We start from the raw sequence: 21,919 nt of genomic DNA, 5'->3' as shown, positions 1-21,919 counted from the left end.
CTGGAGTGCGGAAGTGGATGCGGCTTGCATGGTCATCCCCTGACGGGCTTACTGGATGAAGCTGGCGTCGTACATCACGCCATAGTTCTCGGGGATGGAGCGGATGATGCCGGCCTCCTTGAGGATCACGGCCGATTCCTTCATGAACGGCACCAGCTCGTTGGCGAAGAATTTCTGGTTGGCCTCCTTGTCGGACCACTTGAGGTAGGAGGCCGACTTGCCGAACTGCTCGCCGCTTTGCTTGACGGCCGTGCCCATGATCTCGAAGGATTTGGTCTTGTCGGCCTCGATCATGGCCACCGCATCGAAATACGACTGGGCCAGGGCCTTGGCGGCGGCGGCGTTGGCCTTGAGCCACTTGGGATCGCAGCCCACGGTGTCCATGACCATGGGGTAGTCGATGGTGGTGGCCAGGATCTTGCCCGCCGCCGGGTTGGCGCGGATGGTGGACAGGTAGGGCTCGTAGCTCATGGCCGCATCGTTCTGGCCGGCCACGAAGGCCTGGGCCGCGGGCTGGGGCTCCAGCGAGACGGTCTTCACATCCTTCATGGTCATGCCGTTCTTGTGCAGCATCCAGGCCAGGCCGAAGTACGGCGCCGTTCCCGGCGCGCTCACGGCCACCGTCTTGCCCTTGAGGTCGGCGAAGCCCTTGACGTCATTGCGCACGGCGATGCCGTCGGCGCCATAGGACTTGTCCATCTGGAAGATCTGCACGATGGGCACGCCGTTCGTGTTCCAGGCCACATGCGTCTCGATGGTGGTGGCCGCGCACTGGATGGCGCCCGAGGCCAGGGCCAGGTGGCGGTCCTTCTGCGGAATCATCTTCAGGTCCACCGCCAGGCCGTTCTTCTTGAAGATGCCGGCCTTGTCGGCCAGGGTCAGCGGCGCGAAGCCGGTCCAGCCCGACATGCCCAGGGTGATCTTGGTCTCCTGCGCTGCAGCGGGCTGCAGTGCGGCGGCAAGGCAGAGGGCGGCGGCCAGCGGCCCCAGGGGCAGGCGGCGGAACGTGGGGATCGAACTCATGTGGCACTCCTCGGTCGGGAAAGCAAGTTGGCGATGGCAGTTTCGGGGTCCGCAGGCAGACCAGTGCGGGAGCCCGAAGTGTGTTTTTGCCGACCGGACATGTATATACAGGATTACCCGGCAAACCGGTGATGGAGCGAGCATCCTGCATCTACCTGCGATCAACACGGAGAGCAACAGCAAATGCCGTGCCAACCAAGCTTGTCCATACAACCTGGGGAAAATCCCGGGTAACAGCTCACCACCGTGGTGCATGCCACGGGGCTGCGCGCCGCTACGGTGCAATCACGGCACGCGCCACCTTCAAGAACGGTGCAATCAGCGGCGAGGCATTGCCCGCCGGCACGGCCAGCACCACGCCCTGGGGGGCCACGCGGCCCCGGATGCGGCGGCAGGCCAGGCGCTGGCCATCGTGGGCGCGGTCCACCACCGGCCGCGTGGTCAGCACGCTCAGGCCGTGGCCATTGGCCACCATGGAGCGCAGCATTTCGATGGAGGCGAACTCATGGGCCACCAGCGGCGTCACGCCGGCCTCGCGGAACAGCGACAGGAAATACTCGCGGCTGTGCGGCAGGTTGATCAGCACCAGCGGGTAGCGGGCCACCTCGGCCAGCCCCACGCTGGTCCTGGCCGCCAGCGCATGGCGCTGCGGCAGCAGCACATAGGGCGGCAGCGCCGCCACGGGCAGCAGCTCCATGCGGGGACGCGCCAGGCCCGTGTCGTACTGCAGGGCCGCATCGAGCTCGCCGCGCTCCACCTGCTGCGTGAGCGAGGCGATATCGCCCTCCACCAGCTCCAGCGCAATGCCGGGGTGCAGGCGCTGCATCTGCGCCAGCAGGGCAGGCACCCAGCGCGCGCCCAGCGTGCTCAGAAAGCCCAGGCGCAGCACGCCCGCCATCGCCGCCGTGCGCGGCCCCTGCAGGCTGCGTGCGCCGTCCAGCAGCGCCTGGGCCTCGCGGCTGCGCACCGCGCCCGCCGCCGTGAGATCCAGCCCCCTGGCATGGCGGCGCACGAACAGTGCCTCGCCCCACAGCGCCTCCAGGTCGGCAATCGCCTTGGAGATGGACGGCTGGGACACGCCGATGGCCTCGGCCGCGCGCGCCGTGCTGCCATGGCGTGCGGCGGCCACGAAATACTCCAGCTGGCGCAGGCTGATTTGGATCATCTTTTTGAATGCAGTGAATCAGGAATGAATATTTTCCATTGATTCAATCACGCGCCAGCATGCAGCCATAGACCACCCGTCCAAGGCTGCCCCCATGACCGAGTCCACCCCCCTCACCGCCCGCCCGCTGGACGGCGTGCGCATTCTCGACTTCACGCGCGTGCTGGCCGGGCCGCTGTCCACGGCCCTGCTGGCCGACCTGGGCGCCGAGGTCGTCAAGATCGAGCCGCCGCAGGGCGACGACTACCGCGCCATCGGCCCCATGAACAACGGCGAAAGCGCGCTGTTCACGGTGATGAACCGCAACAAGCAAAGCCTGGTGCTGGACCTCAAGCACCCCGAGGCCGTGGCCCTGGTCCACGAGATGGCGGCCCAGGCCGACGTGGTGGTGGAGAACTTCCGGCCCGGCGTGGCCGAGCGCCTGGGCATAGGCGCAAGCCAGTTGCGGGCGCTCAATCCGCGCCTGGTCTATGTCAGCGTCTCGGGCTTCGGCCAGACCGGGCCGCTGGCCCACCGGCCGGCCTACGACATCATCGTGCAGGCCATGAGCGGCCTCATGGAGGCCACGGGCGAGCCCGATGGCGCGCCCACCGTCGTGGGCGAGGCCGTCAGCGACGTGGTGGCCGGCCTGTTCGCCTCCTGGGCCACGCTGGCCGCGCTGCTGCAGGCGCGCGCCACCGGGCAGGGCCAGCAGGTGGACGTGGCCATGTTCGACACCACGCTGAGCTTTCTGGCCACCTCGGTGGCGCGCTACCTGTTCACGGGCCGGCCCGCGCGCCGCGTAGGCAACCGCCATCCGCTGTCCGCGCCGTTCGGCGTGTACCGCGCAGGCGACGGCCACTTCGCGCTGGCGGTGCTCAACAACAAGCTGTTCGCCGCCGCCCTGCAGGCCATGGAACTGGGCAGCCTGGCCGGCGACCCGCGCTTTGCCAGCGATGAATCACGCTCGGCCCACGAACCCGCGCTGCGCGCGGCCATCGAGGCCTGGGCCGGCCGGCATGAAGTGGCTCAGGTGGTGGCCGCGCTGGATGCAGCCGGCGTGCCCGCCGCCCCCATCTGGAACATTGCCCAGGCGCTGGAGTCGCCCCAAAGCCAGGCGCGCGGCCTGCTCGGCGCGGTGCAGGACGAGCGCCTGCCCGGCCTGCGCCTGCCCACCCAGCCCGTGCATTTCAGCGGCGCCGCACCCAACCGCGCCGAGCGCGCACCGGCCCTGGGCGAGCACACCGAGGCCCTGCTCTCGCAGTGGCTGGGCCGGGGCGCCGAAGCCATTGCCGCGCTGCGCGCATCCGGTGCCCTGGGCACTGCAGGCGCGGCCCCCTCTTCCCCATCACATTGAGCGAACCTCCATGAACTTCCAACGACTGGGCACCACCGCCGACGACCACGCCATTGCCGATGCCGTGGCCCGATTTGCCGACGACGCACTCGCCCCGCTGGCGCAGCGCATGGACGAAGAGGCACTGTCCGCCACCTGCCATGTGCCGGGCCTATCGGGCCTGGGCGTGATGGGCATGAACCTGCCCGAGGCCCTGGGCGGCCCCGGCGTCACGCCCACAGCCATGCTGCTGTCCCTGGTGGCCATCTCGCGCGCCTGCGCGGCCACCTCGTCCATGATCGGCGCCCACTACCTGGGCACGGACGCCGTGCTCATCGGCGGCGACGACGCCCAGCGCCAGCAGTGGCTGCCGCGCTGCGCCAGCGGCCAATGGCTGGCCGCCTTTGCGCTGACCGAGCCGCGCGGCGGCTCCCACCCGGCCGACATGCGCACGCGCGCCGTGCGCGATGGGGACGACTATCTGATCACGGGCGTCAAGCACTTCATCTCCAACGCCGCCGAGGCACGCTTCATGGTGGTCTTCGCCAAGACCGACATGGAGGCCGGCGCGCGCGGCGTCAGCGCCTTCATCGTGCCGCGCGATCTGCCCGGCATCCAGGTCTCGGCGCCCGAAAAACTCATGGGCATCCGCGGCGGCCATGCCTTCGAGGTATCGCTGGACGGCGTGCGCGTGCCCGCCAGCCACCGGCTGGGCGCCGAGGGCACGGGCTTCAAGACGGCCATGAAGGTGCTGGACAACAGCCGCCTGGACGTGGCGGCCACCGCCCTGGGCGTGGCCGAGGCCGCCCTGGCCGCCGCCGCGCAATGGGCCAATCAGCGCCTGGTCGGCGGCGAGCCACTGGCCACGAAACAGGGCATCCAGTGGAAGCTGGCCGACATGAAGCTGCGCCTGGAAGCTTCATGGGCGCTGACGATGCAGGCCCTGGCCTTGCGCCAGGCCGGCCAGCCCTTCACCCAGCACTCGGCCATGGCCAAGCTGCATGCCTCGGAAATGGTGGGCTTCGTCACCGACGAAGCCCTGCAGATCCACGGCGGCTACGGCTACACGCGCGAGATGCCGCTGGAGCGCCTGGTGCGCGATGCGCGCATCCTGCGCATCTACGAAGGCTCGTCCGAAGTGCAGCGCAGCATCATTGCGCGCGGGGTGCTGGGCGGCAGCTGAATGCAGCAGCGGGTGGCTAGGAGAAATCTGAAAATGGCACCCTCGCGCCCGGAAAAGGCCGTTGATGCAGAGCGGCTCAAACCCCAGGTCTTCCCTGGACCTTGCGAGGGGGCGCAAAATGGCGGCTGTTGCGGCCTTCGGGCCGCAGCGCATTTTTTGCGGGAAGCGCCCGCATCCCGCTCCCTCCCGCGCCAGCCGCCTCTGCCGAAAGAAGTCCCCGTTGTCCGCCGCGCATTCCGTCCTGCAAGCCGTGTTCGGCTACGAACAATTCCGCGGTCCGCAGGAAGCCATCGTCTCGCACGTGGTCGCCGGCGGCGATGCGCTGGTGCTCATGCCCACGGGCGGCGGCAAGAGCCTGTGCTACCAGGTGCCGGCCATCGTGCGCCAGCAGCAGGGCCACGGCGTGGCGGTGGTGGTGTCGCCGCTGATCGCGCTCATGCACGACCAGGTGGGCGCGCTGCACGAGGCCGGCGTGAGCGCCGCCTACCTGAACTCCACGCTGTCCTATGACGAGACGCAGGAAGTCGAATGGCGCCTGCAAAGCGGCGACATCACATTGCTGTATGCCGCGCCCGAGCGCCTGAACACGCCGCGCTTCCTGGGCCTGCTCGACGACCTGCACGCCCAGGGCAAGCTGTCGCTGTTCGCAATCGACGAGGCGCACTGCGTGAGCCAGTGGGGCCATGACTTCCGGCCCGAGTACCGCGCGCTGAGCGTGCTGCACGAGCGCTATGCGGGCGTGCCGCGCATTGCGCTCACGGCCACGGCCGATGCACTCACGCGCGCCGACATCGTCGAGCGGCTGCAGCTGGAGAGCGCGCGGCACTTCGTCAGCAGCTTCGACCGCCCCAACATCCGCTACCGCATCGCCGAGAAGAAGGACGTCAGCAACCAGCTGCTGCGCTTCATAGAGCGCGAGCACGAGGGCGAGGCCGGCGTGGTCTATTGCCAGTCGCGCAAGCGCGTGGAGGAGCTGGCCCAGACGCTGAGCCAGGCCGGCGTGCCCGCCCTGCCCTACCACGCGGGCCTGCCCTTCGAGACGCGCCAGCTGCACCAGGACCGCTTCCTGCGCGAGGACGGCATCGTCATCGTCGCCACCATCGCCTTCGGCATGGGCATCAACAAGCCCGATGTGCGCTTCGTGGCCCACGTGGACATGCCCAAGAACATCGAGGGCTACTACCAGGAAACCGGCCGCGCAGGCCGCGACGGGCTGCCCGCCGATGCCTGGATGGCCTACGGCCTGTCCGACGTGGTCAACCAGCGCCGCATGATCGACGAAAGCCCGGCCGAGGACACCTTCAAGCAGGTCATGCGCGGCAAGCTCGATGCCCTGCTGGGCCTGGCCGAGGCCACGGACTGCCGCCGCGTGCGGCTGCTGGCCTACTTCGGAGAGCAGTACGGCCTGGGCGCACCGGGAGAAGACGCAGAGACGGACCTTGAAGGCAGGCCGCTGCAGCGCGTGGCAAAGACCGCCTGCGGCAACTGCGACAACTGCATGGAGCCCCCGGCCCTGTGGGATGGCACGGACGCCGCGCGCAAGCTGCTGTCCACCATCTACCGCGTGCACGAGGCCAGCCAGCTGACCTTTGGCGCGGGCCACATCATGGACGTGCTGCGCGGCAAGGACACCGAGAAGGTGCGCCAGTACGGCCACGACAAGATCTCCACCTTCGGCCTGGGCAAGGACTACAGCGAGCCACAGCTGCGCGGCGTGATGCGCCAGCTGCTGGCCACGGGCGCCCTGGGCCTGCACAAGATCACCAGCGAGAACAGCGACCACAGCTTCGACACCCTGTGCCTGGCCGATGGCTCGCGCGACGTGCTGCGCGGCAATGTGCCCGTGCAGCTGCGCGAGGCCGTGGCCGCGCCACGCACGCGCACCTCCAAGCGCGCCACCCAGCCCAACGCGGCCGCTGCCAGCCTGGGCCCCGATGCCCAGGTGCGCTTCATCAACCTCAAGGCCTGGCGCGCCGAGGTCGCGCGCGAGCACAACCTGCCGGCCTATGTGATCTTCCACGACGCCACGCTGGCCGCCATTGCCGAACGCAACCCGGCATCGCTGGACGACCTGCAGGGCATCAGCGGCATGGGCGCCAAGAAGCTGGACGCCTATGGCGCCGAGGTGCTGCGGGTGGTGGCCACGGGTTGAGTGAGGTTCAGGGCGCCACCGTGATGCCGGCCGCGTGCGCACGGCGCGCAGGCCGCACGACGATCTCGACCTGCTGGTCCAGCGACACCAGCGCCTGCATCAGGCGCTCCAGAGAGATGTTCTGCAGCTTGTAGCGCCGGACCTGGGAAATCTTGGGCTGCGTCATGCCCGTGATGCCTGCAGCCTCGGTCTGACTGAGCCCGCGCTTGTCCATCAGCTCGTTGAGCTTCATGGCCAGCACAGTTTTGGCCGACAGTTCCTGTGCGTCCTCGAAGCCCAGATCGACCAGCACATTGGCTGTTCCCTGCGAAGAATCCTGGCGATGCATCATGTTCTCCCGCCCGCTCCATAGCGGGCCAGTACGGACTTCAAACGCTTCTCGATCAGATCCACGTCGGGCTGCGGCGTGGCAATGCCGGATTTTGATTTTTTCTGAAACGCATGGAGCACATGGACGGCGTCGCCGATACGGACACTGTAGACGGCACGGAAAGCGTCTCCCCTGTGGTCTTCGACCAACTCATATACGCCTGGGCCCAGCCCTTTCCACGGCTTGGCCGAGTTCGGCATGCCGCCCAACTGGACAACGAACAGCGCCACGCCCATATCCTTCTGAACGCCGATGGGGAAGTCCTTGAAGTCCTTCTTCGATGAGCCTTCCCAGTACAGCAGTTTGCGTTGGTTCGTCATGAATTATATCCGTTCAGATATAAATTTCTCCATGCTTGCATCCAGCAAAAAGAAGAGCCCGCATCAGCGGGCTCTCTTCATCACTGCGCCAGCACCCTGAAGGTCAGCGTGTAGTTGTTGCCGTACTGCGGCGCGGCGGCGCCGGCGGGGGCGTCGGCGCGGTAGCGCACCAGGGCCAGGTAGATGCCGGACTTGGGCAGGGCGTAGGAGATGCGGCCCTCGCCATCGGTGGTCAGTGCATCCACGCTGTGCTGGCTGGCCAGGTCCATGGTCGAGCGGAAGATTTCCACCTTCTGCGCGGCCAGCGGCTTGCCGTCGTATTGCACGGTGAAGTCGAACTTCTCGCCCACGAACAGGTCGGCGGGATGCGTGACGGGCACGATCTCCAGGCCCTTGCCTGAGGGCGCGAGCGCGGCCCGGCTGGGCTTGCCCACCGTGATGTAGGTCTCGGAGACCGACAGCGACTGGTAGTGGCTCAGCAGCTTGGCATCGGCCGGCGTGGGCGTGGCGGGATCACGCGCCGTCTCCACCTTGCCGTTGCGCTCCCACGAACGGAAGACGGCGCCCAGGCGCGGGCCGGTGCTCACGCGGTAGGTGCCCTTCTCGTCGGGCAGTTGGTGCTCGGCCACGGTGCGGGTCTTGAACTGGCGCACATCGGCCATGGGCGTGACCGAGCCGTCGGGCGCCGTCACGGTGAAGCGCGTTTCGCCAAAAGCCACTTCGGGGATGAAGAACTTGTCGGCAAAGCTGGCGTCCACGCTGATGACGGCCCGGGGCGAAGCCTCGAAGCTGGTGGGCAGCAGGTAGGGCGTATGGGCCTGGGCGGAGATGCACACGGCCGACAGCAGCGGCAGCCACCAGGCCAATCGCTTGGATGGGGTTTTGGCCATGTCCGCTCAGGGCTTCTTGACGTCGTTCTTGTCCACGACGCCATCGGCATTGACGTCGGCTTCCTTGAAGCTGCGTTCGGCGATGGCCATGTCTTCTTCCACGGTGTATTTGCCGTCGCGGTTCCTGTCCACGATGCCGAAGCGCACATGGGCCTGCTTCATGGACTGGGCATAGCGCTCGTCAGGCTGGCGGCCCGCGTACTGCTGCTTGAGGCGGGCCTCGAACTCGTCCACGTACTCCTTCTCGCTGAGCCAGCCGTCGCCATTGGTGTCGCCGGCCAGGAAGCGCTGCTTGCGCACGGTGTCGTACTCCTGGCGCGTGACCACGCCATCACGGTTGGCGTCGTAGCTGCCCATGAAGGCAGACTGGCCATGCCCGCCCGCAGGCTGGGCCGGGCCGCTGGCGGACGGTGCCGTGGGCGATGCGCAGGCGGTGAGCAGGGCCGCCAGGCCGGCAGCGGCCAGCATGCGGTGGGACAGAGAGAACTCGATCATGAAACGACTCCTGAAGTAGGCAGATACAGCGGCGGCTGCGATGGTGGTGGAGGCTTTCCGGCCGACACCGCCGCTGTAGGGAAGGCCGGCCGGCCCCTGGAGAAACTCCTCGGATCCGCGCCACGCGGCAAGTGAAGGTGGCGTGGATGCAATGGCATGGTGCGCAGGGTGCTCAGAACGCAACGTTCATGGACACGGCGAAGGTGCGGCCCGGGTTGCTCAGCAGCTCGATGTCGCGGCGGTCGCGCGCCACGCCGGGCTGCAGGCTGCGGGTGCTGGAATAGTCCCAGTAGCGCTTGTCGCCCAGGTTGTAGATGCCGGCGTTCAGGCGCACGTTCTTTGCGACCTGCCAGTAGCCGGCCAGGTCGAAGATGGCATAGCCGGGCACGCGGAACAGCTCGGTGGTCGAGTCGGTCAGGCCGGTGCCCGCGTTCTGGTAGCTGTCGCGGTTGGTGGCCACGGCCTGCTTGCCCGCGACGAAGGTGCCGGTCAGGTTCAGGCCCCATTGCCGGGCCGGTGCGTCATAGCCCACGCCGACGATGGCCTTGCGCGGCAGCACGCTGTCCAGCGGCACATCCTTGTCGCCTGCGTAGTAGGACTTGGAGGTGCCGCGGCTGATGCCCAGCGCCCAGGTGGAGTACAGGCCCCTGGCGGCGGGCATCCACTGGCCGTGGTCCAGGCGCGCGCTGGCCTCGAAGCCGTAGATCTTTGCGCTGTCGCGGTTCTCGGCCTGGTAGATGGTGCCGATGTGGGCGGGCACGTTGACGAACAGGTCGGGACGGCCCGCGCGCAGGTAGCGCGTGTAGGCGATGAAGTCGGAGTACCTGGTATAGAAGACCGAGCTGTTGAAGGTCACGCCCGGCGTGGGCGAACCCTTGAGGCCGAAGTCGAAGGCATTGCTGCTTTCCTCCTTCAGGTTGGGGTTGCCCACCAGGGCGTACTGGCCTGCCGCGTTGTAGTTGCTGGCCATGTTCCACGAGCCGAAGATCTCGCCGGCCGAGGGCGCGCGCCCGCTGCGCTTGAACTGGGCATAGGCGCTGAACGTGGGCGTGAGGTCATAGACCAGGGCCAGGCTGGGGCTGAGGATGGTGTTGCCGCGCGTGCCACCGTAAATCTTTTCCACATCGGCGGCCGTGAGCACGCCCGAGACGAAGTTGTCCAGGTCGCGTGTCTTGATCTCCACGCGGTCCACGCGCAGCGCGGGAATCAGCGCCAGGCGGCGGCCGCCGGCCTGGAAGCTGATCTCGTCCTGCAGGAAGGCGCCGTAGCGGCGGGTGGTGGTGTCGGGCTGGGGCTTCATAACGGGCGTGCCGGTAGCGAAAACGTTCCACGGCCGCTCCGTGTCCTGTGTCGATGCATTGACGCCAAAGCTCAGGCGGTGGCGGTCGATGCGCTTGTCGCCCGTGCTCGAGAAACCCCAGGTGCGCGTCTCATTGCCGGAGACGTTGTGCACCTTGGCGCCCGTGGCCAGCGTGGTGGTGTCGGTGACGTCGTTGGTGTCCGTGTTCTGGAAGTACAGCCGCGTGTCCAGCTGGTCCACCCAGGCGCCGGCCGGTGTCCACAGGTGCTGCAGCTGCAGCGTGTTGCGACTGGTGTCGCTGTTCTGGCGCGAGCTTTCGGTGATGCTGGTGTTGGTGGTGTCCCAGCCGTGGAAGGAGGTGTCGTTCTTGCGTCGGTACAGGTCGGCCGACAGCACCAGGCGGTGGGCCGGGGCTATGCGCAGGCCGCCCTTGAGCAGCAGCGCGTTGGAGTTCCAGTCATCGGGATAGCTGTTGACGATGGCGCTGTGGTTGCGCGTCTCGTGGCCGTCGCGGCGCGAGTAGGCGATCAGGCCGTCGAGGTCGCCCGAGCGGCCAGCGGCCGTGAAGCTCTCGTTCCAGGAGCGGTCGGCCGTGTCGTGGCCGATCTTGCCGCCCAGGTAGGAGGTCTTGCCGCCCACCAGGTAGTCCTCGGCGGACTTGGTGCGAAAGCCCACCGAGCCGCCGATGCCACCGGCCGCGCGCCGCGCCGTGGTGGTGCCGGAGAGGATGTCCACGGCCGAGAACATCTCGGGGTCGATGAAGTCGCGGCCCACGCCGAAGGTGTTGGCGCCGACACGGCTCACATAGGGGCGCGTGGTGGCGTCGGGCATCTCGACGCCGTCCACATCCATGCCGATGCGGTTGCCCTCGATGCCGCGGATGTTGTAGCCCGTGGTGCCCGAGCGGTCGAAGCTGCTGCGGTTGCGGCTGGTGCCCGAGGCCGTGCCCGGCGCGGAGACCAGGGGCTGGTAGCGCACCACGTCGGCCATGCTGCCGACCTGCTCCAGCGCCGGGCCGCTGACGGTGGTGGAGGCGCCCGGCGTGCGCTGCACGGGCTCGGCTGCATCGACCACATCGACCTGGGCCAGCGCCTTGGTGGGAGCCTGCGCCATCAGCCGGGCCTCATCGTCCGCAGTCTGCACATGCGTCTGCGTCCGCGTCTGTGCCCAGGCGCCGGGCACGGCCAGACCGATCACGGCGGCCTGCACGGCCACGGCCAGCAGGCTGTGCCGCAATACCGGCGTGCGCGAGGGATTGCGGGAGAGGGAGAGGAAAGACGAACGCGAAGACACAGCCATGGCGGGAATCGGGGAAAGAGGGTTGCTGGCTAGCTGCCGACCTGTCCGCGGAGTGCTCTTGCGAGACCATTGCTCCCCCCGTGTGTGATTGTTCCTGCTGGCTTTCCGCGATTCTCCCATCAATTGATAATGATTATCATTTGTTTTGTCTCATTTACGTCACAGGGGCCGATCCAGGCTCCGCGCGGGCCTCCTCCACAAACCCCACACAAAGACTCGACAGCGCAGCAAGATTGCCCGCTCACACTGCGGCGGCTGAATATCTGGAGCCCTTTGCTGTGATCAATAACGCCCAACTTCTGGCCGACGAAGCCAAGTACTGCTCGTTCGGGGATACCGTCCACTACGTCAACCCGCCCAAGATCTTCTCGGGCTGCGAAGGCAGCTACATGTACGACGAGGCCGGCACGCCCTACCTTGATCTGCAGATGTGGTATTCGGCCGTGAACTTCGGCTACAAGAACAAGCGCCTCGAGCAGAAGATGATCGAGCAGCTGCAGACCCTGCCCCAGGTCGCCAGCCAGTACCTGCACCCCACCAAGATCGAGCTGGCCAAGTTCATCGCCCAGGATGCGGAGCGCAAGTGGGGCCATGCCGGCCGCGTGCACTTCAACGTGGGCGGAGCCCAGGCCATCGAGGACTCGCTCAAGGTCGTGCGCAATGCCAGCGGCGGCAAGAGCCTGATGTTCGCCTTCGAGGGCGGCTACCACGGCCGCACGCTGGGCGCCTCCAGCATCACCTCCAGCTACCGCTACCGCCGCCGCTACGGCCACTTCGGCGACCGCGCGCAGTTCATCCCCTTCCCCTACCCGTTCCGCCGCCCCAAGGGCATGACGTCCGAGGAGTACGCGGACTCCATCGTCCGGGAATTCGCGCGCAAGTTCGAGAACGAATACCACGCCATCTGGGACCCCAAGACCAACCAGTGCGAGTACGCAGCCTTCTACGTGGAGCCCATCCAGGGCACGGGCGGCTACGTCGTGCCGCCGCCCAATTTCTTCAAGGGCCTCAAGAAGGTGCTGGACGACCACGGCGTGCTGATGGTGGTCGATGAAATCCAGATGGGCTTCTGGCGCACCGGCACGCTGTGGTCGGTGGAGAACTTCGGCGTCAAGCCCGACGTGCTGGTCTTCGCCAAGGCGCTGACCAACGGCCTCAACGCCCTGTCGGGCCTGTGGGCGCGCGAGGAGCTGATCAACCCCACCATCTTCCCGCCGGGATCGACCCACTCCACCTTCGCCTCCAACCCGCTGGGCACGGCCCTGGGCCTGGAAGTCATGAAGATGACCCACGAGATGGACTTCGGCCGCCAGGTGCGCGAATCGGGTGCCTACTTCCTCGAGGGCCTCAAGGAGCTGCAAAAGCGCCACAAGGAAATCGGCGATGTGGACGGCCTGGGCCTGGCGCTGCGCGCCGAGATCTGCACCGAAGACGGCTTCACGCCCAACAAGGCGCTGCTGGACAAGATGGTGGACATCGGCCTCGAAGGCGGCCTGGAATACCAGGGCCAGAAACGCGGCCTGGTGCTGGACGTGGGCGGCTACTACAAGAACGTGATCACCTTCGCGCCCTCGCTGATGATCTCGCGCCCCGAGATCGACGAAGCCATGGTCCTGCTGGACCAGTTGCTCACGAAAGCCAAGGCGGCCTGAAGGCGCGATGCCCGCAGAGCGCCTGCACAACCAGCTCGAACCCCCAGGCCTGCTCGCGCAGTTCGCGGCCCATCCTCCCGAGGGCTTCGCACTGCTGCAGGACTGGCCGGCGCCGGCCTTCACGGCGCCCTTCGATCTTCTGACCACGGCGGACGACGCGCTCAAGGCGCGTCTTTTGTCGTTGCCCGGTGGCGGCTGGCTGTCGCGCCGGCTGCGCCTGTCCACCGACTTCGTGGGCACCACGGTCAGCGAGTACGCCGTGCTGCCCATGGGCACCCCTGCCGCCCAGCAGGCTGCCGCGCTGCGTGCGTGCGCAGGCCGGCGCATGCTGACCATCGTCAAGGACCTGCCCCAGGATTCACCGCTGCTGCCGGACGCCGACAACGCCCACGCACGGGCGCTGGCGCAGGCCCTGGCCGATGCGGGCTTCATCCTGGTCGAAGGCCAGGCCCTGGCCCATGTGCCCATCGACTTCTCCAGCCTGGACGAATACCTTGCGCGCCTGTCCAAGAGCCGCCGCCAGAACCTGCGCCGCAAGCTCAGGAGCCGCGCGCAGCTGCAGGTGCAGCGCATTCCCACGGGCGCAGCCTTTGCCGATGACGCCTGCGTCGATGCCTACTACGCGCTGTTCGATGCGGTGTATGCGCAAAGCGAGATCCACTTCGACAGGCTCACGCGCGATTTCTTCGCGGCCCTGCTGCGCGATGCAGGCAACGGCGGCACCGTGTTCGAGTACCGCGCGCTGCAGGACGACGGCACGCCCGGCGCGCTGCTGGGCTGGAACCTGTGCTTCGAGCACGGCGGCAAGCTGATCGACAAGTACATCGGCCTGTCCTACCCGGCCGCGCGCGAGGCCAATCTCTACTTCGTGAGCTGGATGGTCAACCTTGAATACGCCATCGAACGCGGCCTGAGCCACTACGTGGCCGGCTGGACCGACCCCGAGGTCAAGGCCCAGCTGGGCGCCAGCTTCACCTTCACGCAGCATGCGGTCTTCATCCGCAATCCGCTGCTGCGCGCACTGGGCCGGCGCTTTGCCGGCCACTTCGAAAGCGATCGCCAATGGAGCGAACAGAACTGAATGCCCAGCCGGTCGTGCTGGATGTGGATGGCTCGGTGGGGACCTTGCCCGGCGAGCTGCGCCTGCCGCTGCAGGACTGGCAGGAGCAGGTGCGCTTTGGCTGCGGCCTGCGCCGCTTTGCGCAGTTCCGCGCGGCGCTCGACGCGCAACTGCCCGCCGCGCATGGCACGGCCCTCATGGGCAGTGGCGACTTCCACCACCTGAGCTGGCCGCTGATCGAGCGCTGCATCACCGCCCAGGCCCTGTCCGCGGGCCGGCCGCTGCGCGTGGTCGTGCTGGACAACCACCCCGACAACATGCGCTTTCCCTGGGGCGTGCACTGCGGCTCCTGGGTGCGGCGCGTGGCCCTGCATCCGGCCGTCTCGCATGTGCATGTGGCCGGCATCACCTCCGGCGACATCGGCCGCGCGCACGCCTGGGAGAACTACCTCACGCCGCTGCGCGCCGGCCGCCTGAGCTACTGGAGCGCAGGCGTGGACACGGGCTGGGCGCGCCGCCTGGGCGTGGATGCCGCCTTTCGCGGCTTTGCCAGCGTGGCCGACCTGTCCCGCACGCTGGCGCGCATGCTGCGCGAGCAGGCCCAGCCCACCTACCTGAGCATCGACAAGGACGTGTTCGCGCCCGAGGTGGTGCGCACCAACTGGGACCAGGGCCGCATGCAGGAAGGCGAGGCCCTGGACATCATCAGCGCGCTGGCCGGCCAGATCGTGGGCAGCGACATCACGGGCGATGTGTCCTCCTGGCGCTACACGACCTGGTGGAAGCGCTGGATGAGCGCCGGAGACGGCCAGGACACGCAGATCGACGCGCAGACGCTGGCCACCTGGCAGCTGGGCCAGCATGCCTTCAACGAACGGCTGGTCGAATACATCCAGACCTGCACCAGCCCCTAGGATCCGTTCACACCCCGCACACCCCGCATACCCCACGTCCGCGCACCGCGGCCGACCGCAAGACAGGAGGCAACCCCATGATCGACCGGCTGACCGAAAGACTGCTGCAGCGCAGTTTCACCCCCCTGGTGCGCAAGGGACTGCTCGAAATCTGCCTGCCCTGGGGGCGCATGCTGGCCTTCGGCGACGGCGGCCAGCCGCAGGCACGCATCCGCTTCACGGACAGGCGCGCGCTGTGGGCCCTGATGCGCGACCCGGACCTGAACCTTGGCGAGATGTTCATGCAGCAGCGCCTGGTGGTGGAGCGGGGCAGCATCTACGACGTGCTGGAGCTCGTGCTGCGCAACGCGCGCAACCTGCCCGTGCCGGCCAGCGTTCGGCTGCTCGATGCCTGGCGCATGCGGCTGCGCCCGCTGCTGCAGCACAACCGCCGCAGCAAGGCGCGCGCCAACGTGGCGCACCACTATGACCTCGACGACCGGCTCTATCGGCTCTTTCTGGATGGCGAGCGCCAGTACTCCTGCGCCTACTTCGAGCATGGCGACGAAAGCCTGGAGCAGGCCCAGCGGGCCAAGATGCGCCACATCTCCGCCAAGCTGCTCGTGGAGCCCGGCCACCGCGTGCTGGACATAGGCTGCGGCTGGGGCGGACTGTCGCGCTACCTGGCCGAGGTGGCTGGCGCGGGCCATGTGACGGGCGTGACGCTGTCCGGCGAGCAGCTGGCGGGCGCCCGCCAGCGTGCCGACCAGTCCCCGTGCGCGGACCGACTCAGCTACCGCCTGGAAGACTACCGCGACACGCGCGGCACCTTCGACCGCATCGTCTCGGTGGGCATGTTCGAGCATGTGGGCACGCGCTTTCACGACGCCTTCTTCCGCCAGTGCCGGGAGCTGCTGTCCGACGATGGCGTGATGCTGCTGCACTTCATCGGCAACAGCGATGTGCCCGACTTCAACAATCCCTGGATAGAGCGCTACATCTTCCCGGGCGGCCACATCCCGTCCCTGTCGGAGTTCACGCCGGCCATCGAACGCAGCGGCCTGGTGGTCACCGATATCGAAGTGCTGCGCCTGCACTATGCGCGCACGCTGCGGCTGTGGCGCGAGCGCTTCATGGCGCGCCGCGGCGAGGCTGCCGCGCTCTACGACGAGCGCTTTTGCCGCATGTGGGAGTTCTATCTGTCCATGTCGGAAGCCGCCTTCCGCTACCAGGACATCGCCATTTTCCAGGTGCAGCTGGCACGCTGCCAGGAAGCGGTTCCGCTCACGCGCGACTATGTCGCCGAACGCAGCCAGGCCCTGCGCGGGCGCGAGCCACCGCCCGGCGCCATGACACAACCCGGCGCCACGCAGGCCGCAGCCGTCAGCCAGGCGCGGCGTGCGGCCTCTCCAGCAGACTGAGCAAGGCCTCGAAGCGCGCGTCGTCGAACCACAGGCTGTTGCCCACGGCCACCAGGCGCCGTGCCCAGTCGCGCCCCTGGTCCACCACGTCCTGGCGCGCCAGGCCCAGCACATGGTCGTAGCGGCCATAGTCGGGCAGCACATGGACGAAGGGCAGCGACAGACCCCAGCCCCGCCCCCATTGCGCGCGCAGCAGCGCATCGCGCGTGGCGGCATCGCGCAGGCGCAGCAGCAGCACGGGCCAGACGCCTTGCGCACCCGGCACGGTGTCACCCACCACCTCGATCCCATCGATGGCCGACAGCCAGGCGCCGCGCTCACGGGCCTGGCGCTGCAGTTGCTGCTGGAAATCCGCCAGCCGCGCCAGCGCGCGCCGGCCCACGCGGCGGCGCCAGGCGCCCAGTTCATGGCGGGGAATGGCGTCGTCGAAATCATCGCCGGCGGCCTGCACCCAGTCGCTGCGCGACAGCGCATCGCGCAGGGGACGGCCATAGGCCAGCTCCAGCCCGGCGGGGCGGTACAGCGCCGCATAGCCCAGCAGCTCCAGGCTGCGGCGCAACTCCCAGCCCCGGTCCTGGCGCACGCTGGCCGCATGTGTCTCGCGCAGTGCCTCGCGCAGCGCGAGGTCGCGTGCCAGCAGCACGCCGCCCTCGAAGGTGGTCAGGCCCTTGCCCACGGCCAGGCTGTAGAAGCCCACATCGCCCTGCCAGCCCACGGGCTCGCCGCGCAGGCGCGCGCCCAGGGCCTGGGCCGCGTCCTCCACCACCCAGGCGCCCACGGCGCGCGCGCAGTCCACGGCCGTGGCCACGTTGGCCACGCGGCCGCACAGATGCGTGGGCAGCACGGCCAGGGTGCGTTCGCTGCACAGGGCGCGCAGGCGCGTGGGGTCCATGTCCAGCGTGTCGGGATGCAGATCGCACAGGCGCAGTTGCAGGCCGCAGTGCGCCACGGCCAGGGCCACCAGCGGGCAGGTATAGGCGGGTGCGATGACTTCGCTGCGGCCCGGCGCCAGGCGGCGCAGGGTCTGCAGCGCCACCATCAGCGCCGAGGTGCCCGAGCATTCAAGCTGCACGGCGGGCACGCCCAGCCACTGCGCCAGCGCCGTCGCCAGGTCCGCGTCGCCCCAGGGCAGCAGGTCGGCCGCGCGCAGCGGCAGGCCCGCCGTGGGCGGCAGCACGCGTTCAGCCACGGTGCGTGCCGTGCTCGGCCGAGGCCGCCAGATGCGCGGCGCCCGCGCTGGCCGAGCCCGCGCCCGGGTTGCCGCCCGCATGGCCCGGCGTGTCATCGTCTGCGCCGGGCCCCTCGGCCTCCTGCGTCTCGCTGACGGCCAGACAGGCGATGCCGGCCACGATGAACAGGCAGCCGATGATCTGGGGCATGCCTATGCGCTCGTCGAACAACCAGTACGACAGCGCCAGCACGGAAAGAATCTCCAGGTGCGATGCCGCAAAGGCCGGGCCGATGGGCGCGCGCTTGAGCAAGGTCATCCACGAGAAAAAGGCGCCGATGTAGCCCACGAAGGCGCCATAGATCCAGGGCTGGCCGAACACGCGCGCCAGCCAGGCCGTGGAGAACTCCAGCGGCAGCGCCGCATTGCCGGCCTGCTTGAAGCTCAGCTGGGCCAGCGTGTCGAAGGCCATGAGCACCAGAAAGCCGATGAAATAAAAGCGCTTCATTTCAATGCAGGCCCACGATGGCGACGCCTATGGACACGAGGACAATTCCGGCGACCCGCATGGGTGCCAACTTCTCGGCAAACAGCAGCCGGCCCGCGATCATGATGGCCACGATGTTGATGGAGCCCAGCAGCACGCCTTCGGACAGCGGCACCAGCGAAAGAAAGGCCAGCCACAGCACGAACTCGGCCACGTAGCAGCCCACGCCCAGCCACAGCCAGGGCCTGGAGGCCATGAAGCGCCAGCGTGCCAGGCCGTCGAGGTCACCGGGCTGGCTGGCGGCGGCCTTGAAGGCCAGCTGGCCCCCGCTGTCCACCAGCACGTTCAGCACCCACAGCGTGATGACCAGCGGCGAGAGATCACTGCCCATGCCGTGCGGCCTCCGCAGCCCGCACCTCGCGGGGGGCGGCACCGCTGGCGATGCGTGCCACGAATTCGGTGGTGCGCGCGATCACGGTGCGGCGGTCGCGGTCAATGGTGACCATGTGGTAGCTGTTGTCCAGCAGCACCAGCTCGACATGGGCCTGGCTGGCGCCATGCACGATGTCATGGGCGTTGGCCACCGACGAGATGTCGTCGTTGCGCGCATGGATGACCAGGCAGGGCGAGCGCAGCTGGGGCAGGCGCGCCAGCACATGGGCCGAGAGGCGGCGCAGCTCGATGATGGACCACCAGGGATTGCCCGGCAGGCCGGCCGCCGCGCTGTCGCCCGAGTGCATCTGCTCGACCACGCGTGCGCGCAGCGCCTCGTCCTTGATGCCGTAGGGCGGCTGCTCCATGAACACGCTGTGGCGGCCAATGCCCAGCGCGCGGAACAGCGGCAGCAGGAAGGCCAGGCGCGTGTAGAAGGGAATGCTCCAGCCGTCGTAGCGGAAGGTGGTGGACAGGGCGCAGACGCCGTCCACCTTGCCGGGGTGGCGCTGGGCCACGGCCAGGGAGAGCACGGCGCCCATGGACAGGCCGCCGACCACCACATGGTCCATGTGCTGCGACAGCCGCTGCAGGCCGGCCTCCACGCTGGCCAGCCAGTCGGTCCAGCGCGTGTCCACGAGATCTTCCATGCTGCCGCAATGGCCGGCCAGCTGGACCGCATAGACGGTGAAGCCCTGCTTGTTCAGCCCCTTGGCCAGCAGGCGCATCTCGGCAGGCGTGCCCGTAAGCCCGTGCACCAGCAGCACGCCGGTGCGCGCGGCCGCGCCCGTGCCCGGCATGACGAATTCATGCTCGGTCACGCAGACATTGTCCAGCCCCGTGGCAGGCTCGCTGCGCTGAACGGCGTCGAATCCATCGGCCATGTTCATGCCATCACCTCCAGGCCCAGGACGACCTTGTCGAGGAGGGCCGTGGCCTGCTCGAAATGCTCGAAGGGCGCATGGGCGATGCCCCGGCTTTCGCAGTGGGCGATGAGCTTGTACTTGGCCAGCACGAAGTCGGCCCGGCCCGAGACGCAGAAGTCCGAGGTGCTGTCGCCCACGTAGAGCACGCGGCCGTGCAGGGCCTGCTGCTCGGCCAGGCGCTCGCACTTGCAGTTGCCGCTGGCGCGCGCGCACTGCGCGCTGGCCCAGGGGGAGTCCAGTCGCCAGCTGCGCTCGCCGGTCTGCACCAGGCGGTTGGCGATGACCTGCAGATCGCCCAGGCCATGGCGCTCCAGCACATGGCGTATGGCGTAGTCGATGCCGTCGCTGACCACCTGCACCACCATGCCGTGGGCCTGGGCGGCCGCCACGAAGCCGGCAAAGCCGGGGTCGATCTCGATGGTGTCCAGGTGGGCGCGCAGCTCGGCCTCGTCCATGTCCAGCAGCGCGACCTGGCCCTTCATGCATTCGCGCGAGCCGATCTCGCCGCGCTCCCAGGCGTCTTCCAGTTCCTGCCAGCCGGGCTTGCCGAAGCGGTTGAGCAGGGTGTCGGTCACGTCCAGCAGGCTGATCGTGCCGTCGAAGTCGCTTTGCACCATCCAGCCGGGGGCGGCGGTGTCCAGATACAGGGGAATGCGCTTATTCATGAAACTGCACCCTTACGTTTTGACCCACGCGCACGGCGGCGGCGGGAGCTTGCTCGAAGACCAGCACGCACTCGATGACACGCACCGGCCCGCGCTGCTGGTCGTCCTGCAGCCGCGCCGTGCCATAGACGGGACTGATGCGCAGCACGCGTGCCGAGGGCAGTTGCTGCTGTGCGGCGCCATCGGCGTCCAGCGTCACCGTGGCCCGCATGCCTTCGCGCACGGCGGCGGCGAAGCTTTCGTTGATTTCGGCGCGCACCTGCAGCGGGCGCTGCGGCAGCACCACCACGGCCGGCGTGCCGGGCACGGCCTGGCTGCCCGCGTGGGTGGCCAGGCGCACCACGGTGCCGGCCTCGGGCGCGCGCAGTTCCTGGCGCTTGTGCTGGGCGCGCAATTGTTCGAGCTTGCGTTGTGCCACCTGGGCCTCGGCCGCGGCCACGTCGATCTCGGCCTGGGCATCGCGCAGCGCCTGCGCGGCCTCGTCCACGTTCTGCGCATCGGCGGCGCCCTCGCGCGCTGCGGCCTGCCAGCGCGACAGGGTCTGCTTGAGCTGGGGCAGGCGCGCGGCGCGTGCCTTCTGGCGGGCCTTGGCCAGCTGGGCCTCGGACTCGGCCACGGCCAGGTCGGCCTGGCCCGTATCGTCGGCCAGCCTCAGCAGCAACTGGCCGCGCTGCACGGACTGGCCTTCCTTGACGGACAGCTGCTGCACCACGCCGGCCACGGCGGGCGACAGGTCCAGCAGGCCGCCTTCCACCTCGATCTTGCCGCGCGCCACGGCCACGGCCGCCGGGCCGTTTTGCTGCGCCTTGGCGCTGGCCTGGCCGGCATTGGCAGGCGCATCGTGCGAAGGACCGCAGCCCGCCAGCAGCGCAGCGGCGGCCAGCGCCGCAGCCAGACCGGCAGTGGACGCGGCAAGGCCGCTCAGGGGGTACTTCATTCTTTTTCCTTCAACGGGGAGGTCTGGCGCCAGTCGCTGCGGATAGCGCCGTCCTCCATGCCGAGCACGCGGTCGGCATGGCGCACCAGACGCGGGTCATGGCTCACGCACAGCACGGTCGTGCCATGGTTGCGCGCCGCGCGGTGCAGGATGTCGATGACGCGCTGGCCGCTTTCGGCATCCAGCGCACTCGTGGGTTCGTCGGCAAACAGCAGCTGCGGCGCCTTGGCCATGGCGCGCGCGATGGCCACGCGCTGCTTTTCGCCGCCCGACAGTTCGGCCGGACGCATGTGGGCGCGGTGGGACAGGCCGACCTCGTCCAGCGCCTGCTGCGCGCGGCGCAGGGCCTCGTCGCTGCGCAGGCCCATGTAGCCCAGGGGCAGCTGCACCTGCTCGATGGCCGTCAGCGCCGGGAACAGGTTGAAGCCCTGAAAGACGAAGCCCGTGTGGCGCAGGCGGAATTTCTCCAGCGCCCGCGTGCCCAGCTTGCCCAGGTCCTCGCCCAGCGCCATGGCGTGGCCGCTGTCGGGCGCCTGCAGGCCCGACATCAGTGACAGCAGCGTGCTCTTGCCGCAGCCCGAGGGCCCGGAGATCAGGCTCAGCTCGCTCGGGTACAGCGACACGGACAGGCCTTGCAGCACCTGCACGCTGACCATGCCCGACAGAAAGGACTTGCACAGGCGCACGGCCTCCAGGCTGGGTGCCGTGCGGGGCGCCGCCGTGGGCGCGGGGGAGTGGGCATTCATCACGTTCATGGGGTCTGGCC

The 21,919-nt window shown here is 68.5% G+C and carries 21 protein-coding genes; 7 read left to right on the top strand and 14 right to left on the bottom strand.

Annotated features, from left to right (window positions below):
• Window positions 1-48 precede the first annotated feature (48 nt).
• Both KDK82_RS24460 and KDK82_RS24455 read right to left on the bottom strand, forming a co-directional pair.
• Window positions 49-1,023, bottom strand: coding sequence for an ABC transporter substrate-binding protein (locus KDK82_RS24460; RefSeq protein WP_013800043.1), 975 nt, complete (start codon window positions 1,021-1,023; stop codon window positions 49-51).
• Window positions 1,024-1,297: 274 nt separating this feature from the next.
• Window positions 1,298-2,188, bottom strand: coding sequence for a LysR substrate-binding domain-containing protein (locus KDK82_RS24455; protein ID WP_034397621.1), 891 nt, complete (start codon window positions 2,186-2,188; stop codon window positions 1,298-1,300).
• A gap of 94 nt (window positions 2,189-2,282) precedes the next feature.
• Between KDK82_RS24455 and KDK82_RS24450 the strand changes: the two genes are divergently transcribed.
• The 3 genes from KDK82_RS24450 (at window position 2,283) to KDK82_RS24440 (ending at window position 6,838) form a co-directional block, all read left to right on the top strand.
• Entirely contained in the window at window positions 2,283-3,524 is a 1,242-nt protein-coding gene (locus KDK82_RS24450) for a CaiB/BaiF CoA-transferase family protein (protein WP_013800041.1), read from the top strand.
• Window positions 3,525-3,534: 10 nt separating this feature from the next.
• Complete coding sequence (locus tag KDK82_RS24445; RefSeq protein ID WP_088166479.1) at window positions 3,535-4,686, top strand: acyl-CoA dehydrogenase family protein; 1,152 nt, start codon at window positions 3,535-3,537, stop codon at window positions 4,684-4,686.
• A 220-nt stretch (window positions 4,687-4,906) separates the two neighbouring features.
• The gene (locus KDK82_RS24440) at window positions 4,907-6,838 is read left to right on the top strand and encodes a RecQ family ATP-dependent DNA helicase (RefSeq protein ID WP_179217971.1); all 1,932 of its coding nucleotides are present in this window, start codon (window positions 4,907-4,909) and stop codon (window positions 6,836-6,838) included.
• A 7-nt stretch (window positions 6,839-6,845) separates the two neighbouring features.
• Here KDK82_RS24440 and KDK82_RS24435 read toward each other — a convergent pair whose 3' ends face one another.
• The 5 genes from KDK82_RS24435 to KDK82_RS24415 all read right to left on the bottom strand — a co-directional run bounded on the left by KDK82_RS24435 (window position 6,846) and on the right by KDK82_RS24415 (window position 11,512).
• On the bottom strand, window positions 6,846-7,166 hold the full coding sequence (locus tag KDK82_RS24435; RefSeq protein ID WP_016452227.1) for a helix-turn-helix domain-containing protein: 321 nt from the start codon (window positions 7,164-7,166) through the stop codon (window positions 6,846-6,848).
• Window positions 7,166-7,528: a type II toxin-antitoxin system RelE/ParE family toxin gene (locus KDK82_RS24430; protein WP_065344914.1), complete on the bottom strand. Its 363-nt coding sequence runs from the start codon at window positions 7,526-7,528 to the stop codon at window positions 7,166-7,168. Before KDK82_RS24430 ends, KDK82_RS24435 begins: the two co-directional genes overlap by 1 nt.
• Before the next feature lie 80 nt (window positions 7,529-7,608).
• Window positions 7,609-8,418: a DUF4198 domain-containing protein gene (locus tag KDK82_RS24425; RefSeq protein ID WP_088166477.1), complete on the bottom strand. Its 810-nt coding sequence runs from the start codon at window positions 8,416-8,418 to the stop codon at window positions 7,609-7,611.
• Window positions 8,419-8,424: 6 nt separating this feature from the next.
• Window positions 8,425-8,913 carry a hypothetical protein gene (locus KDK82_RS24420; protein WP_012202078.1) on the bottom strand — a complete coding sequence of 163 codons (489 nt, stop codon included), beginning with the start codon at window positions 8,911-8,913 and terminating at the stop codon, window positions 8,425-8,427.
• Between the two features lie 172 nt (window positions 8,914-9,085).
• Window positions 9,086-11,512 carry a TonB-dependent hemoglobin/transferrin/lactoferrin family receptor gene (locus KDK82_RS24415; protein WP_088166476.1) on the bottom strand — a complete coding sequence of 809 codons (2,427 nt, stop codon included), beginning with the start codon at window positions 11,510-11,512 and terminating at the stop codon, window positions 9,086-9,088.
• Between the two features lie 278 nt (window positions 11,513-11,790).
• On the opposite strand from KDK82_RS24415, the gene KDK82_RS24410 reads away from it, so the two are divergent.
• From KDK82_RS24410 to KDK82_RS24395, 4 genes are all read left to right on the top strand, one after another.
• Window positions 11,791-13,164: an aspartate aminotransferase family protein gene (locus KDK82_RS24410; RefSeq protein WP_034397609.1), complete on the top strand. Its 1,374-nt coding sequence runs from the start codon at window positions 11,791-11,793 to the stop codon at window positions 13,162-13,164.
• A 7-nt stretch (window positions 13,165-13,171) separates the two neighbouring features.
• Window positions 13,172-14,245, top strand: a complete 1,074-nt coding sequence (locus KDK82_RS24405; RefSeq protein WP_088166475.1) for a GNAT family N-acetyltransferase — start codon at window positions 13,172-13,174, stop codon at window positions 14,243-14,245.
• Window positions 14,227-15,138, top strand: coding sequence for an arginase family protein (locus KDK82_RS24400; protein ID WP_088166474.1), 912 nt, complete (start codon window positions 14,227-14,229; stop codon window positions 15,136-15,138). Before KDK82_RS24405 ends, KDK82_RS24400 begins: the two co-directional genes overlap by 19 nt.
• Window positions 15,139-15,215: 77 nt before the next feature.
• Window positions 15,216-16,538 carry a cyclopropane-fatty-acyl-phospholipid synthase family protein gene (locus KDK82_RS24395; RefSeq protein ID WP_088166473.1) on the top strand — a complete coding sequence of 441 codons (1,323 nt, stop codon included), beginning with the start codon at window positions 15,216-15,218 and terminating at the stop codon, window positions 16,536-16,538.
• Here KDK82_RS24395 and KDK82_RS24390 read toward each other — a convergent pair.
• Genes KDK82_RS24390 through KDK82_RS24360 form a run of 7 tightly spaced genes read right to left on the bottom strand, consistent with a single transcriptional unit; the run spans window position 16,501 to window position 21,908 of the window.
• Window positions 16,501-17,727 (bottom strand): DegT/DnrJ/EryC1/StrS family aminotransferase, encoded by a 1,227-nt coding sequence (locus KDK82_RS24390; protein WP_088166472.1) that lies wholly within the window; start codon window positions 17,725-17,727, stop codon window positions 16,501-16,503. The two genes, KDK82_RS24395 and KDK82_RS24390, sit on opposite strands and share 38 nt — an antisense overlap.
• Entirely contained in the window at window positions 17,720-18,214 is a 495-nt protein-coding gene (locus KDK82_RS24385) for a multidrug efflux SMR transporter (protein WP_012202071.1), read from the bottom strand. Before KDK82_RS24385 ends, KDK82_RS24390 begins: the two co-directional genes overlap by 8 nt.
• Before the next feature lies 1 nt (window position 18,215).
• Window positions 18,216-18,584, bottom strand: coding sequence for an EamA family transporter (locus KDK82_RS24380; RefSeq protein WP_012202070.1), 369 nt, complete (start codon window positions 18,582-18,584; stop codon window positions 18,216-18,218).
• Window positions 18,574-19,515: a carboxylesterase gene (locus KDK82_RS24375; protein WP_088166471.1), complete on the bottom strand. Its 942-nt coding sequence runs from the start codon at window positions 19,513-19,515 to the stop codon at window positions 18,574-18,576. The genes KDK82_RS24380 and KDK82_RS24375 overlap by 11 nt, the downstream gene beginning before the upstream one ends.
• Window positions 19,512-20,216 (bottom strand): MtnX-like HAD-IB family phosphatase, encoded by a 705-nt coding sequence (locus tag KDK82_RS24370; protein ID WP_088166470.1) that lies wholly within the window; start codon window positions 20,214-20,216, stop codon window positions 19,512-19,514. The genes KDK82_RS24375 and KDK82_RS24370 overlap by 4 nt, the downstream gene beginning before the upstream one ends.
• Window positions 20,209-21,153 (bottom strand): HlyD family secretion protein, encoded by a 945-nt coding sequence (locus KDK82_RS24365; protein WP_088166469.1) that lies wholly within the window; start codon window positions 21,151-21,153, stop codon window positions 20,209-20,211. Before KDK82_RS24365 ends, KDK82_RS24370 begins: the two co-directional genes overlap by 8 nt.
• Window positions 21,150-21,908, bottom strand: coding sequence for an ABC transporter ATP-binding protein (locus KDK82_RS24360; RefSeq protein WP_013800028.1), 759 nt, complete (start codon window positions 21,906-21,908; stop codon window positions 21,150-21,152). The genes KDK82_RS24365 and KDK82_RS24360 overlap by 4 nt, the downstream gene beginning before the upstream one ends.
• Window positions 21,909-21,919 lie beyond the last annotated feature (11 nt).

The sequence above is a fragment of the Delftia sp. K82 genome (assembly GCF_002193035.1).
In the GTDB taxonomy this organism is placed as follows: domain Bacteria; phylum Pseudomonadota; class Gammaproteobacteria; order Burkholderiales; family Burkholderiaceae_C; genus Comamonas; species Comamonas acidovorans.
Note: the sequence above shows the minus strand (reverse complement) of the source record. Positions and strands in the feature narration are given on the sequence as shown.